Source organism: Paracoccus sp. SJTW-4 (assembly GCF_047716885.1).
Lineage (GTDB): Bacteria > Pseudomonadota > Alphaproteobacteria > Rhodobacterales > Rhodobacteraceae > Paracoccus > Paracoccus solventivorans.
In genome coordinates this window covers 2885290-2898506 of the sequence record NZ_CP136681.1, presented here as the reverse complement: position 1 = coordinate 2898506, position 13217 = coordinate 2885290, and the positions used below count along the sequence as shown (strand labels likewise).

General features: G+C 69.7%; 12 protein-coding genes. 5 read left to right on the top strand and 7 right to left on the bottom strand.

Annotation, left to right across the window (positions count from 1 at the left end; translation table 11 throughout):
• Positions 1-6 precede the first annotated feature (6 nt).
• The 5 genes from RSP45_RS14165 to RSP45_RS14145 are packed head-to-tail and all read right to left on the bottom strand — an operon-like array spanning position 7 to position 5951.
• Positions 7-3069, bottom strand: a complete 3063-nt coding sequence (locus tag RSP45_RS14165) for a valine--tRNA ligase (RefSeq protein ID WP_415392421.1) — start codon at positions 3067-3069, stop codon at positions 7-9.
• Between the two features lie 59 nt (positions 3070-3128).
• Positions 3129-3782 carry a glutathione S-transferase family protein gene (locus RSP45_RS14160; RefSeq protein ID WP_415392420.1) on the bottom strand — a complete coding sequence of 218 codons (654 nt, stop codon included), beginning with the start codon at positions 3780-3782 and terminating at the stop codon, positions 3129-3131.
• Complete coding sequence (locus RSP45_RS14155) at positions 3779-4411, bottom strand: glutathione S-transferase family protein (protein WP_415392419.1); 633 nt, start codon at positions 4409-4411, stop codon at positions 3779-3781. Before RSP45_RS14155 ends, RSP45_RS14160 begins: the two co-directional genes overlap by 4 nt.
• A 9-nt stretch (positions 4412-4420) precedes the next feature.
• Positions 4421-5212: a VOC family protein gene (locus RSP45_RS14150; protein ID WP_415392418.1), complete on the bottom strand. Its 792-nt coding sequence runs from the start codon at positions 5210-5212 to the stop codon at positions 4421-4423.
• 10 nt (positions 5213-5222) lie between these two features.
• Positions 5223-5951 (bottom strand): DUF1428 domain-containing protein, encoded by a 729-nt coding sequence (locus RSP45_RS14145; RefSeq protein WP_415392417.1) that lies wholly within the window; start codon positions 5949-5951, stop codon positions 5223-5225.
• Between the two features lie 99 nt (positions 5952-6050).
• On the opposite strand from RSP45_RS14145, the gene RSP45_RS14140 reads away from it, so the two are divergent.
• Positions 6051-6701: a winged helix-turn-helix transcriptional regulator gene (locus tag RSP45_RS14140; RefSeq protein ID WP_415392416.1), complete on the top strand. Its 651-nt coding sequence runs from the start codon at positions 6051-6053 to the stop codon at positions 6699-6701.
• Between the two features lie 4 nt (positions 6702-6705).
• On the opposite strand, the gene RSP45_RS14135 is transcribed toward RSP45_RS14140, so the two are convergent.
• Positions 6706-7137 carry an Lrp/AsnC family transcriptional regulator gene (locus RSP45_RS14135; protein WP_073067584.1) on the bottom strand — a complete coding sequence of 144 codons (432 nt, stop codon included), beginning with the start codon at positions 7135-7137 and terminating at the stop codon, positions 6706-6708.
• Between the two features lie 149 nt (positions 7138-7286).
• Here RSP45_RS14135 and RSP45_RS14130 point away from each other — a divergent pair, with 149 nt between their 5' ends.
• Positions 7287-8444, top strand: coding sequence for a type III PLP-dependent enzyme (locus tag RSP45_RS14130; RefSeq protein ID WP_415392415.1), 1158 nt, complete (start codon positions 7287-7289; stop codon positions 8442-8444).
• A gap of 61 nt (positions 8445-8505) precedes the next feature.
• The gene (locus tag RSP45_RS14125; protein WP_415392414.1) at positions 8506-9639 is read left to right on the top strand and encodes a DUF2235 domain-containing protein; all 1134 of its coding nucleotides are present in this window, start codon (positions 8506-8508) and stop codon (positions 9637-9639) included.
• Here RSP45_RS14125 and metF read toward each other — a convergent pair.
• Positions 9627-10484, bottom strand: a complete 858-nt coding sequence (gene metF, locus RSP45_RS14120) for a methylenetetrahydrofolate reductase [NAD(P)H] (RefSeq protein ID WP_415394080.1) — start codon at positions 10482-10484, stop codon at positions 9627-9629. The two genes, RSP45_RS14125 and metF, sit on opposite strands and share 13 nt — an antisense overlap.
• An 88-nt stretch (positions 10485-10572) precedes the next feature.
• Here metF and RSP45_RS14115 point away from each other — a divergent pair, with 88 nt between their 5' ends.
• Entirely contained in the window at positions 10573-11469 is an 897-nt protein-coding gene (locus RSP45_RS14115; protein WP_415394079.1) for a LysR substrate-binding domain-containing protein, read from the top strand.
• Between the two features lie 203 nt (positions 11470-11672).
• Positions 11673-12464 (top strand): inositol monophosphatase family protein, encoded by a 792-nt coding sequence (locus RSP45_RS14110; RefSeq protein ID WP_415392413.1) that lies wholly within the window; start codon positions 11673-11675, stop codon positions 12462-12464.
• Positions 12465-13217: the final 753 nt, after the last annotated feature.

The following is a 13217-nucleotide window of genomic DNA, read 5'->3' as shown; positions in this document are numbered from 1 at the left end:
TGGGCCTCACATCGCCCGCAACTGCTCCAGCGCCGCGCGGGTGCGGGCGATTTCCTCGTCCAGCGCCGCCAGCTTGCCGCGGGTTTCCTCGATCACCTCGGCGTCGGCGTTTTCCACGAAACGCGGATTGTCCAGACGACCGCGCAGGCCGCCGGCGTCCTTTTCGCTGCGCGCCAGCGATTTTTCCAGCCGCGCCGCCTCGGCCGCGACGTCGATCACCTCGCCGATGGGCAGCGCAAAGGACGCGCCCGGCGCCGCCACCGCGATCATCCCGCGCCCGGCCGTGCCGTCCACGGGCGCATTCACCCGCGCCAGCCGCTCGATCAGCGGCGCGTTCGCCGCCAGCGCCTCGCGCGCGGCCGCATCCGCCTGGGTCACGATCAGGTCGAGCCGTGCCGCCGCCGGAACCCCCATCTGCGCGCGGGCCGAGCGGATGTCCTCGATCAGCCCGATCACCCAGTTCATCTGCCGGTCGGCACCGGCGTCGATCAGCTCGGCGCCGTATTCGGGCCAGTCGCCATGCACCAGCATCCGGTCGCGGGTGCCGGTCAGCGCCCAGATTTCCTCGGTCACGAACGGCATCACCGGATGCGCCATGGTGATTGCCTGCTCGATTACCCAGCGCATGGTGGCACGGGTTTCCTCGGCATGGTCGCCGTCGAACAGGGGCTTCGCGAACTCGACATACCAGTCGCAGAGCTTGCCCCAGATGAAGCCGTAAAGCCCCTGCGCCGCCTCATTGAAGCGATAGCCCGCCAGCGCGTCGTCCAGCGCGATCCGCGCCCGCGCGGTCTCGCCGATGATCCAGCGGTTCACGGTATGGGCGGGCTGCGGCTGGCCTGCGGGCGCGGCGAACACCCCGTTCATTTCCGCAAACCGCACCGCGTTCCAGATCTTGGTGACGAAGTTGCGGTTCGCCTCGACGTGTTTCGGGCCCAGCTTGGGGTCGCGGCCCATCGCCGCCATGCTGGTCAGGGTAAAGCGCAGCGCGTCGGCGCCATAGGCGTCGATCAGCTCCAGCGGGTCGATGACGTTGCCCTTGGACTTGGACATCTTGGCGCCTTTTTCGTCGCGCACAAGCCCGTGGACATAGACGGTGCGGAAGGGCACCTCGCCCACCACCGCCAGCTGCATCATCATCATCCGCGCCACCCAGAAGAAGATGATGTCGAAGCCGGTGATCAGCGTGTCGGTCGGAAAATATTTCCGCAGCTCTTCGGTATCCTCGGGCCAGCCCAGCGTCCCGATCGGCCACAGCCCCGAGGAAAACCACGTGTCCAGCACATCCGGGTCGCGCCAGACCGGATAGACCAGCCGCGTCGGGTCCTGCGTCAGGTTATAGTCGGCCAGCGCCTGCGCGAAGGCATCCACCGCGGCCTCGCGGTCAGCGACCTCGATCACGCGGCAGACCTGCAGGGGGTGCGGCAGCCCGGCGATATCGGCGCGGAAGGCCTCGACCAGATCCTCGAAATGGGCGGCGGCGTGATGCAGGTCGCCCGCCCTCACCAGCTGGTCGTCGTTGAGCAGCCGCAGCAGCTCGATCGGGCTCAGCGCGTCGTCGCCTTCGTCGTCGGTAAAGCTGTCGGCGGCCAGGTTCAGCCCATACCAGACCGGGATCTGGTGCCCCCACCACAGCTGGCGAGAGATGGTCCACGGCTCGATATTCTCCAGCCAGTGGAAATACACCTTTTCATGCTGTTCCGGCAGGATGCGGGTGCGGCCGTCGCGCACGGCGTCGATGGCGGGCTGCACGATGGCGGCGGTGTCGACGAACCACTGGTCGGTCAGCATCGGCTCGATCACCACGCCCGAGCGGTCGCCAAAGGGCTGCATGATCTTCTTGCGCTCGACATAGGGGGTGCCGTCGGCATCGGTGACCGCCAGCCCCTCGGCGTTGATGGCGGCGACCACGCGGGCGCGGGCCTCCAGCCGGTCCAGCCCGCGCAGATCCTCGGGGACGAGGTTGACCGCGGACACGTCGCCCACATCCACCCCGGCCGCGGCGCGGGTCGCGATGGCGGCGGAATCGGCATAAGGCAGCCCGTCGCTGCGCATCCGCGCCCGCCCGTCCATCAGCGCATACAGCGGGATGCCGTTGCGCAGCGCGACGCCATAGTCGTTGAAATCATGCGCCCCGGTGATCTTGACCGCGCCCGAGCCGAAATCGGGGTCGGGGTAATCGTCGGTGATGATCGGGATCAGGCGGCGATGCGCCTGCGGCCCCACCGGAATCTCGCACAGCTTGCCGACGATGGGGGCATAGCGGGCGTCATCCGGATGCACCGCGACCGCGCCGTCGCCCAGCATGGTTTCCGGGCGGGTGGTGGCGATACTGATATAGTCCCGGGTCTCGCGCAGGGTCACGTTGCCGTCGGCGTCGCGTTCCACGTATTCATAGGTCTCGCCCCCGGCCAGCGGGTATTTGAAATGCCACATCTGGCCGTCGACCTCGCGGCTTTCGACCTCGAGGTCCGAAATCGCGGTCTCGAAATGCGGGTCCCAGTTGACCAGCCGCTTGCCGCGATAGATCAGCCCCTTGTCGTACATGTCGACAAAGACCCGGATCACCGCGTCGTGGAAATTGCCCTGTTCGCCCGCTGGCGCGCCGGGGGCGCCCGACATGGTGAAGGCATTGCGCGACCAGTCGAGGCTGGCGCCCAGCCGCTTGAGCTGGCCGATGATGGTGCCGCCGGACTGCGCCTTCCAGTCCCAGACGCGGCGCAGGAACTCCTCGCGCCCCATCTCGGCGCGGGTGGGGTTGGCGGGGTCTTTCGCCAGCTCGCGTTCGACCACCATCTGGGTCGCGATGCCGGCGTGGTCCTGCCCGGGCTGCCACAGCACGTCGAAACCGCGCATCCGGTGCCAGCGGGCCAGGATGTCCTGCAGCGTGTTGTTCAGCGCGTGGCCGATATGCAGGCTGCCGGTGACGTTCGGCGGCGGGATCACCATGGAAAACGCGGGCTGCCCCGGCCTGGCGTTGGCACCGGCGGCAAAGGCGCCGCCATCCTCCCACGCTGCCGCGATGCGGGCCTCGGCGGTGGCGGCGTCGAAGGTCTTTTCCATGCTCATGCGTCAGGTCCCCTTGCTTGGTCCCCGCAATAGCGCGCGCGCGGGCCGAGGCCAAGGGATCAGGGCAGGTCCGCGGCCGGCGGAATCGGGTGCAGATGCCGCCAGGGCCGGGCCTCGTCCACCGCCCGCGCGACCGAGGGCCGCGCCATCAGCCGGCGGAAATATCCGGCCAGCACCGGCAGGCCCGCAGGGATCGGCTGCAGCCAATGCGCATAGAACAGCGCCGGGGCGGCGGCGCAGTCGGCCATGGAAAACCCCGCCCCCGCCGCCCAGTCGCGCCCGGCCAGGCGGGTGTCCAGCCAGCGATAGCTGGTCGCCAGATCCTGCCGTCCGCGTTCGACCCGCGCCGGGCTGCGCTGGTCGGGCGGAGCCAGCGCGTCGGCGACCGCCGCCTGCATGGGCCCCTGCACCCACAGGTCGAACACCCGGTCCATGAACCGCAGTTCCAGCGCGTCCGGCGGCACCAGCGGCGCCGGTCCGGGATGGGCGCGGTCCAGATACTCGATGATGATCGAGGATTCCGCGATCACCCGGTCCCCGTCCTGCAGCACCGGGAACCGCGCCAGCGGCCACAGCTCGGCCAGCGCCGCGCGCTCTTCGGGCAGTTCCAGCCGCACCAGCCGCGGCTGGAACGCGGTGCCGTTTTCGTAAAGCGCGATCAGCACCTTCTGGCAGAAGGACGAAAACGGATGCATCCACAGGGTGAGGGTCATTCAGCCGCCTCGTCGCGGGCAGCGAAATGCGCCATCTGGGCGGCGTGGGCGCGGGCGAATGCCGGTCGTGCCGTCGCCCGCGCCACATAGGCCGCCAGCGCCGGGACCTCGGCCAGCGCGCCCGCGTCGTTCACGATGCGCAGCACGTCGGCCATGATCAGGTCGGCGGCGCTGAAGCCTTCGTCCAGCAGCCAGTCGCGGCCGGCCAGAACCGCCTGCATCTGCCCCAGCCGCGCGTTCATCTGCGGGACCGCCTTGCCGGTAGCGGCCTCGTCACGCTGGAAACGCGCGATCAGCCACGGAAAGATCCAGCTCTCGACCGAGTTCAGCGCCGCAATCACCCATTGCGTGACCTCGGGTCCGCGGCCGGGCGGCATCAGCGCCGCCGAGCGCCCGGCCAGATACAGCACGATGGCGCCGCTTTCGAACAGCACACGCCCGCCGTCGCGCAGGATCGGCACCTGCGCAAAGGGCTGGCGCGCGACATGATCGGGCGTGCGCGGGTCCAGCGGCACGGTCTCGACGCGATAGTCCAGCCCGGCTTCCTCGCAGGCCCAGCGGACCCGCAGGTCGCGGACATAGCCGCGCGCCGCCTGCGGCACGCGGTCAAAGGTGGTGATGGTCAGCATCCCGCCGCCTCAGCGTGGCCCGACCACGGCGAACCATGCGCCCTGCGGGTCGGTCGCCACCGCGATGAAGGCGCCGCCGGGGACTTCTTGCGGGCCATGGGCCACCCGCCCGCCCGCGGCGGTGATGCGGGCGATGGCGGCATCCACGCCGTCGACGCCGAAATAGGGCAGCCACGCCGGCTGCGGCGACTCGCCCAGGCCCATCACCGCGCCGATGTCGGTGCCGCCGCGGCGGAACAGCTGGTAGATGCCCATCTCGCCCATGTCCATCGCCTGCCCCTTGGTCCAGCCGAACAGGGAGGAATAGAACTCGAACCCCGCCTCGGGGTCCCGGGACATCAGCTCGATCCAGTTGCCGTGCCCGGCCTTGCGCTGGTTGAAGGCGCCGCCTTCGCGGGCCTTGCGCAGCTCGGCCTCGGACATGCTGCTCATGTCGGGTTGCAGGATGCCGAACACCGCGCCCTGCGGATCAGAGGCCACGGCAAAGCGGCCGGTGCCGGGGATATCGGCCGGCCCTTTCAGCACCGTGCCGCCGGCCGCGGTGATCAGCTCTGCGCTCTGGTCGCAGTCGTCGACGGCAAGGTAGATGGTCCAGTTCGGCGGCGGCGCGCCCGCCTGCCGCTCCAGCGCCATCATCCCGGCCACCATGTCGCCATCGGCCTGCGCTAGCAGATAGGTGAAGCCCTCCATCCCCGCATCGGCGACCTGCCAGCCCAGCACCTCGGCGTAAAAGCGCCGGGCGCCGTCCAGATCGCCGGTGCCCAGTTCGAACCAGCAGGGGTTTCCGTGGAAATCCGTCATGGTGCCCCCCTCAGCCGCGGTCGCTGTCGAAGATCGGGGCGAAGCCGCCCCACATCATCCGCTGCCCGTCAAAGGGCATGTCGGGCATCTCCTGCCCCTGCATGGAGGCCTCCATCGCCTTGCCCGCAGCCTCGTAGGTGGCACGATCGGGCCAGGCGGTCCAGGAAAACACCACCACCTCGCCGTCCTCGGCCTCGACGGCGCGATACATGTCGGTCAGCTTGCCGCGGGGCACGTCCTCGCCCCAGTTCTCGAATGTGCCCATGCAGCCGTTGGGGGCGAACATCTCCTCGTGCGCCTCGCGGGCCAGCTTGGCATAGGCGTCGCGCTTGTCGGCAGGCACCGCCAGCAGGAAGCCCTGGAACCAGCCCGCGCCGCGGTCGGTGCCGTCGGCGGTCAGCGGCGCGAAGCCGCCCAAGATCATGCGCTTGCCGTCGAAGGGCACCTCGCCCATCCGCTCGGGGAAGCTCTCGTCCGCCATCATCCGCTGGAATGCCGCGTCGCAGGTGGCGCGGTCGGGCCATTCCATCCAGGAAAACACCGGCACCTCGCCCTCTTGCGCCTGCACGGCGCGATAGAAATCGGTGCGCTTGCCGTGGGGGACGTCCTCGCCCCAGGTCTCGACCATCCTGGTGACGCCCTGCTCGCGCATGAGCGGCCATGCGCGGCGGACATGTTCCAGATAGGCGTCGCGGTTCGCGGCCGGAACCGCAGCGACCGAGCCGCTGTAATAGGTCATGGCTGATCCTCCCTTTGTCTTTCTACGCTGCCACAGTGCTTGCATTTTGCAAGCAAGAAATTGTAAAGCAGAACAAGAGAGAAAGGGGACCGGCAGGAAATGGCTGACCGCAAGACCTATGGCGAAGGCTGCCTGGCCGCCCATGCGCTGGACCTGATCGGCGACCGCTGGGCGCTGCTGATCGCGCGCGAGCTGATGCTGGGCCCCAAGCGATTCGGCCTGATCCGCGCCAGGCTGCCGGGCATCGCCACCAACATGCTGGCCCGCCGGCTGGAAGAGATGGAAGCGGCCGGGCTGCTGACCCACCGCACCCTGCCCGCCCCCGCCAACGCCCCGGTCTATGAGCTGACCGCCCACGGGCTGGGGCTGCGCCCGGTGCTGCTGGCGCTGTGCCAGTGGGGGGTGGCGGTGCCGGGCCACGACCACCGGCTGCCGATCAGCCCGACCTCGCTGATGCTGTCGATGGAATCGATGCTGCGGCCCGGGTCGGGGGACGTGCTGCACGCCGGGTTCGACATGGGCGCCGAGATCTTCTCGACCACGCTGACGGGCGCCGGGATGCACACCCGCCGCAGCGACCGCCCCGAGGGCGATGCGATCTTTCGCGGCCCCGCCAACGCCATGGCCATCGCCGTCTATGGCCCGGCGCCGCTGGCGCAGCTGGTGGCGCAGGGGCTGATCGGTTTCGACGGCAACGAAGCACTGGGGCAGGCGGTCGTCGACCGTTTCCGGCTGGGTCCACCGGGCTAGTGCGCTAAAGCGCCCGGTCCAGCTTGGTCGACAGATGCACCAGGCTTTCCGACGAACGCACCCCGGGCAGATTGCCGATCCGGTCCAGCACCTCGTCCAGTTCCGTGGTCGAGGCGCAGCCCAGTTGCAGCAGCAGGTCCACCCGGCCGCTGGTGGTGTGCACCCGCTCGACCGCCGGCATCGCCCGCAGCCGCGCCAGAATCGCCGGCTGGGCGCGCGGCTCGATCGTCAACATGCAGGTGGCGCGGATGCGGGTGACGCGCGCGGCCTCGCCCAGGCGCAGCGTATAGCCGGCGATGGCGCCCGAGCTTTCCAGCCGCTCCAGCCGCGCCTGCACGGTGGAACGCGCCAGTTTCAGCCGCCGCGCCAGCACCGCCACCGACATGCGCGCATCCTGTCCAAGCTGCGCAATAATCGCGCGGTCGGTGTCATCCATGGTTTTTGTCGTCTTTTCGCCGGTGGTTCCGGTCATTTTAACCGAGCCCACGCGACAATCCATCCTTTCAATCGCAATATTTGCGCCCCATAGGGCGCGTCTCGCGTTGTGCGGTGGTATACCCCGGTCAGGGAACGAAAGGATTGCGCATGGGACTGAGCGAAGGCCAGCTGGCCGTGACCGTCTGGGACAACCCCGCCGAGATCATCGGCAGCCTACAACCGGAAAACCCGGTGCTGGTCTTTGCCCCCAGCGTGCTGCAGCAGCGCGCGAGAGAGTTCATCGCCGGCTTCCCCGGGCTGGTGACCTATGCGGTCAAGTCGAACCCCGACGCGGCGGTGATCCGCAATCTGGTCGCCGCGGGGATCACCGGCTTCGACGTGGCCTCGCCGTTCGAGATCGACCTGATCGGGCGGCTCGCCCCCCATGCCGCGCGGCATTACCACAACCCGGTGCGTTCCCGCGCCGAAATCGCCCATGCGGTCGCCGCCGGCATCAAGGCGTGGTCGGTGGACAGCCGCAGCGAGCTGGACAAGCTGTTCGAGCAGGTCCCCCCCGAGGGCTGCGAGATCTCGCCCCGCTTCAAGCTGCCGGTGCCGGGCGCGGCCTATGACTTCGGCTCCAAGTTCGGGGCGACGCCGGAACTGGCGGCCGAGCTGCTGCGCGAGGTGGCGGCGCGCGGCTATGTGCCGTCGCTGACCTTCCACCCCGGCACGCAATGCACCGACCCGGCGGCCTGGGAACAATATATCCGCACCGCGGCCGAGATCGCCGCCATGGCGGGCGTGGCCCCGCGGCGGCTGAACGTCGGCGGCGGGTTTCCGTCCTGGCGGGTGCACGGGGTGGAACCCGACCTGCGCGCGATCTTCGACCTGATCCGGCGCACCACGGCGCAGGCCTTTGGCCATGACGCGCCCACGCTGGTGTGCGAGCCCGGCCGCGGCATCTGCGCCGACGCCTTTGCCATCATCACCCGCGTCAAGGCGGTGCGCGACGGGCAGGCGGTGTTCCTGAACGATGGCGTCTATGGCGCGATGAACGAGCTGCCGGTGATCGGCAACCTCGACCGCATCGAGGTGCTGACGCCCGAGGGCGAGCCGCGTGGCGAGAACGGCCCCGGCCGGGTGGTCTTTGGCCCGACCTGCGATTCGGTGGACCGGCTGCCGGGCGAGGTCTCGCTGCCCGAAAACATCGCCGAGGGGGACTATGTCATCTTCCACGGCGCCGGCGCCTATTCGGTGGTGACCAACACCCGCTTCAACGGCTTCGGCGAGCTTGCCCAGATGACGGTGCGCCGCTTCTACTAGGGCGCCCGGAATTGCCGCTCGGGTAAACCGAATCGCAACATTCCGGGTTGATGATGGGATCATGCCGCTGCACCGCCCGCCCATCGCCCATGTCGTCCTGCTGGACGGAACCCTCGCCTCGCGCCGCGGGCGGCGGGCGACGCATATCGCCACGATCCGGCGGCTGGTGCTGCGGGCCGGGTCGCAGCGCGGGCCGGGCGGGCGGATGCCGGTGCGGGTGCACTACGGGCGCGGGCTGCAATGGGACGACTGGCGGTCGGTGATGACCGGCCGGGGGATCGAGGATCGCATCGCCACCGCCTATGGCTGGCTGGCCAGCAGCTGGCGGCCGGGCGACCCGATCTTCGTCTTCGGCTATTCGCGGGGCGCGTTCGCGGCACGGTCGCTGGCCGGGATGATCGCCCGGGTGGGGCTGCTGCGCCCCCGCCATGCGACGGAACGCAACATCCGCGTCGCCTGGCGCATCTATCGCGACGGGGCCTCGGAGGCGGTGCGCGCCGGGCTGCGCCGGCGCTGCCACCCGCAGGTGCCCATCGACATGCTGGGGCTGTTCGACACGGTGGCGGCGCTGGGGGTGCGGCTACCGGTGCTGTGGATGCTGACCGAGGGCAGCTACCGCTTTCACAGCCACGGGCTGGCGCCGCATGTCCGCTTTGGCGCCCATGCGCTGGCGCTGGACGAAACCAGGGCGGCGTTCTTTCCGATCCTCTGGGCCGACCATCCTAAAGGGCGGGTCGAGCAGCGCTGGTTCCGCGGCTCTCATGCCGATATCGGCGGCCAGCTGGACGGGTGCGAGGAATGCCGGCCGCTGGCCAATATCCCGCTGGTCTGGATGCTGGACAAGGCTGCGGCGCAGGGCCTGCCGCTGCCGCCGGACTGGCGCGAGGGGCTGGCGACGGACGTCACCGCGCCCTCGATGGGGACCTGGTATCGCTGGGGGCGGGTGTTCCTGCTGCGCGCGCCGCGCACGGTGGGCACCGCAGGCGACCGGCTGCACGAATCGGTGCCGCTGCCCTATGGCGGCCCGGCGCTGGTCATCGACCCCGAGCGGATCCGCCGCAGCCCGCGCGGCGCGCCCGAGCGCGCGCGAACCCGCTTCGGCAGCCGGCTGCGGGCGATGCGGCACCGGCTGCGGCGCCGGTCCGGGGCAAAATCGGCAGAGACCGCCGCGCCCTCGCCCGATCAGGCGACCTGAGCCTGCCGCGCCTCGATCCCCAGCGCCTTGCAGACCGCCAGCGTCATGTCGGGGCGGTTGACGGTGTAGAAATGCAGCCGCTCCACCCCGCCCTCGATCAGCCGCTGGCACAGGCCCGCCGCCATGTCGATGGCCAGCGCCCGCTCGCCCTCCGGTCCGGCGGCGGCAAAAGCCTCGTCCGCCCATTGCGGGACCGAGGCGCCGCAGCGCGCGGCAAAGCGCTTGGCGCCCGCCCAGCTTTGCACCGGCAGGATGCCCGGGAGGATCGGCGCCGCGATCCCCGCCGCGTCGCAGGCGTCGCGAAAGCGGAAATACACGTCGGCGTCAAAGAAGAACTGGGTAATGGCGCTGCTGGCGCCCGCGTCGATCTTGCGCTTCAGCCAAGTCACGTCGGCGGCGGTATCCGGGCTTTCGGGATGCGGCTCGGGGTAGGCGCCGCAGCGGATGGTGAAGCCGCCGCGCGCGGCGATGGCGCCGATCAGCTCGACCGAATCCGCAAAACCATCGGGATGCGGGCGGAAACGCTCGGCACCCTGCGGCGGGTCGCCCCGCAGCGCCACGATTTCCGTCACACCCGCAGCGGCATAGTCGTCGACGATCTGCATGGTCTCGGCCCGGGTCGCCTCGACGCAGGTCAGATGCGCCGCCACGTTCAGCCCGTAATTGGCGGCCAGCGCCGTCACCGCCTCATGCGTCAGCTGCCTTGTGGTGCCGCCCGCGCCATAGGTGACCGACACGAAACCCGGCCCCAGCGGCGCCAGCGCATTCGCGGTTTCCCACAGCTTGAAGGACTGGTCGAGGTTCTTCGGCGGGAAGAACTCGAAGCTGATGCGGGGGACGGTAATGGTCATGGGCGGGCTTCCTTTCGCGGCCCTTGTGCCACGCGCCGATGCGTGAGACAAATTCAACTTACACAAGTTTCACATGAATCCCATGCATCTTGAACTGCGCCACCTGCGGACGATCCGCGCCATCCACGACCAGGGCGGGCTGGCCCGCGCCGCCGAGGTGCTGAACATCACCCAATCGGCGCTGTCCCATCAGGTCCGCGCGCTCGAGGAACAGGCCGGCACCACGCTGTTTCTGCGCCAAAGCAAGCCGATGCGCCTGTCCCCCGCGGGGCTGCGGCTGCTGGCGCTGGCCCGGCAGGTGCTGCCGATGGTCGAGGCCGCCGAGGCCGAGATCCGCGGCGTGACCCAGGGCCGCGTCGGCCGGCTGCATATCGCCATGGAATGCCACGCCTGTTTCAACTGGCTGCTGCCGGCGCTGGACGCGTTCCGGCACGGCTGGCCGCAGGTCGACATCGACGTGCGCGCCGGGCTGGCCTTCACCGCGCTGCCGGCGCTGGTCCGGGGCGAGGCCGATCTGGTGATTTCCTCGGACCCCGAGGAATTGCCGGGGGTGATCTTCGAGCCGCTGTTCGACTATCAGCCGCTGTTGGCGGTGGCCGCCGCCCATCCGCTCGCCGGGCGCGACTTCGCCGAGCCCGCCGATCTGGCGACCGAGACCCTGATCACCTATCCGATGGACCGGGCGCGGCTGGACGTGTTTTCCCATTTCCTCGGCCCCGCCGGGGTGCAGCCGGCGGCGGTGCGCGAGATCGAGCTGACCGACGTGATCCTGCTGCTGGTCGCCTCGGGCCGCGGCGTGGCGGTGCTGCCCGACTGGGTGATGCAGCGCGAGGCCGACAACCCCGACCTGGCCACCCTGCGCCTGGGCCGGCACGGCGTCACCCGCCGGCTTTATGCCGCCATCCGCGAGGAAGACCGCGACCAGCCCTTCATGCAGGACATGCTGCGACTGGCGCGAGGCGCCCGGGCGGAGGCGTAGCACCGGGGGTTTTCCACCCCCGGGCCACTGCCGTGGCCTTCCTCGCTGAAAACAGTCCACCGGACTGTTTTCCGGGCGCTCGGAAGCCCGGAGGATATTTCCAGACAGAAGATTTCGAAGGTGAGAACGCGGCTGCCCGCGGCCCCGCTTCACTTCCCCCCCGCTTCGGACTAAAGGGGCCTGCCCCAGATAGGACCGGACCGATGGCCAGCGCCAACCTCAACGTCATGATCAAGGCCGCGCGCAAGGCCGGCCGCAGCCTCGTCAAGGATTTCCGCGAGGTCGAGAACCTGCAGGTCTCCTCCAAGGGCCCGGGCGATTTCGTCAGCCGCGCCGACCGCGAGGCCGAGCGCATCATCAAGGAAGAGCTGCGCGGCGCCCGCCCGAACTACGGCTGGCTGGGCGAGGAAACCGGGATGGAGGCGGGCGAGGATCCCACCCGCCGCTGGATCGTCGATCCGCTGGACGGCACCACCAATTTCCTGCACGGGCTACCGCATTGGGCGGTGTCGATCGCGCTGGAGCACAAGGGCGAGATCGTCGCCGCCGTGGTCTATGACCCCGCCAAGGACGAGCTGTTCACCGCCGAAAAGGGCGACGGCGCCTTTGTCAACGACCAGCGGCTGCGGGTGTCGGGGCGGCGCGACATGGCCGGCGCCATCTTTGCGACCGGCGTTCCCTTTGGCGCCGGCAAGACCCTGCCCGCCACGCTGAAGGACCTGGCGCGGCTGATGCCGGTCTGCGCCGGGGTGCGGCGCTGGGGCTCGGCGGCGCTCGACATGGCCTATGTCGCGGCCGGGCGCTACGATGGCTATTGGGAACGCGGCATCCGCGCCTGGGACGTGGGCGCCGGCATCCTGCTGGTGCGCGAGGCCGGCGGCTTCGTCGAGCCGCTGCGCCCCTTCGACGGCCCCATCGCCGACGCCGGCAACATCGTCTGCGCCAACCCCGCCCTGTTCGAGGGCTTCGTCGGAATCGTCCGCAGCCGCGACTGAGCGGGGGCTGCGCCGGGGCGCTTGGCGCCGATGGGCGACGGTCGTTGCGCTGCCGCTGTGGGACTCGACTGCCAGAGAGCGTCGAGGCGGCCCGCCCGGTTCTGTTCCAATGTAGGCGGTTTCTCCGCATCGACTGCGGATAGTTGAACGCCGCAAGACGCGACTGCCGGAGGGCGTCAAGGCGGGCTCGCCCGGTTCCGTTTCAAAGCAGACGGCTTCTCCGCACCGACTGCGGCTCGTTAAGCGCCGCGGGGCGCGGCTGCCCGGAAGCCGTCGAGTTGATCTCGCCTCGGTGCCGTTCCAATGTGGGCGACTTCCCCCGTTCCATCTCCAATGCGGACGATTTCTCTGCACTGACTGTGGATCGTCAGGCGCCGCGGGGCGCGACTGCCCGAGGGGCGTCGAGGCGGCCCCCGCCTCGGCTCTGTTCCAAAGCGGGCCGTTTCTCCGTACCGACTGCGGATAGTTGGACGCTGCGGGACTCGGCTGCCGAAGCGTCGAGGCAGGCTCGCCCGGTTCCGTTTCAAAGCGGGCGGCCTCTCCGCACCGACTGCGGCTCGTCAAGCGCCGCGAGGCTCGACTGCCCGGGAGCTGTCGAGACGGTCCCCGCCCGGTTCCGCCCATGTGGGCGGTTTCTCCGTACCGACTGCGGATCATCGAACGCTGCGGGACTCGATTGCCGGAAGCTGTCGAGGCGTCGCGCCCTGTTCCGTTCAATGCGGGCGCCTCCCCGGGCAGACTGCCGCGCAGAAC

Bases quoted from the DNA above. Each gene is read 5' to 3' on its own strand.
- RSP45_RS14140 (WP_415392416.1), top strand. From the start codon at position 6,051: ATGGCTGACCGCAAGACCTATGGCGAAGGCTGCCTGGCCGCCCATGCG.
- RSP45_RS14110 (WP_415392413.1), top strand. From the start codon at position 11,673: ATGGCCAGCGCCAACCTCAACGTCATGATCAAGGCCGCGCGCAAGGCC.
- RSP45_RS14125 (WP_415392414.1), top strand. From the start codon at position 8,506: ATGCCGCTGCACCGCCCGCCCATCGCCCATGTCGTCCTGCTGGACGGA.
- RSP45_RS14150 (WP_415392418.1), bottom strand. From the start codon at position 5,212: ATGACGGATTTCCACGGAAACCCCTGCTGGTTCGAACTGGGCACCGGC.
- RSP45_RS14115 (WP_415394079.1), top strand. From the start codon at position 10,573: ATGCATCTTGAACTGCGCCACCTGCGGACGATCCGCGCCATCCACGAC.
- RSP45_RS14145 (WP_415392417.1), bottom strand. From the start codon at position 5,951: ATGACCTATTACAGCGGCTCGGTCGCTGCGGTTCCGGCCGCGAACCGC.
- RSP45_RS14155 (WP_415392419.1), bottom strand. From the start codon at position 4,411: ATGCTGACCATCACCACCTTTGACCGCGTGCCGCAGGCGGCGCGCGGC.
- RSP45_RS14135 (WP_073067584.1), bottom strand. From the start codon at position 7,137: ATGGATGACACCGACCGCGCGATTATTGCGCAGCTTGGACAGGATGCG.
- RSP45_RS14160 (WP_415392420.1), bottom strand. From the start codon at position 3,782: ATGACCCTCACCCTGTGGATGCATCCGTTTTCGTCCTTCTGCCAGAAG.
- RSP45_RS14165 (WP_415392421.1), bottom strand. From the start codon at position 3,069: ATGAGCATGGAAAAGACCTTCGACGCCGCCACCGCCGAGGCCCGCATC.
- RSP45_RS14130 (WP_415392415.1), top strand. From the start codon at position 7,287: ATGGGACTGAGCGAAGGCCAGCTGGCCGTGACCGTCTGGGACAACCCC.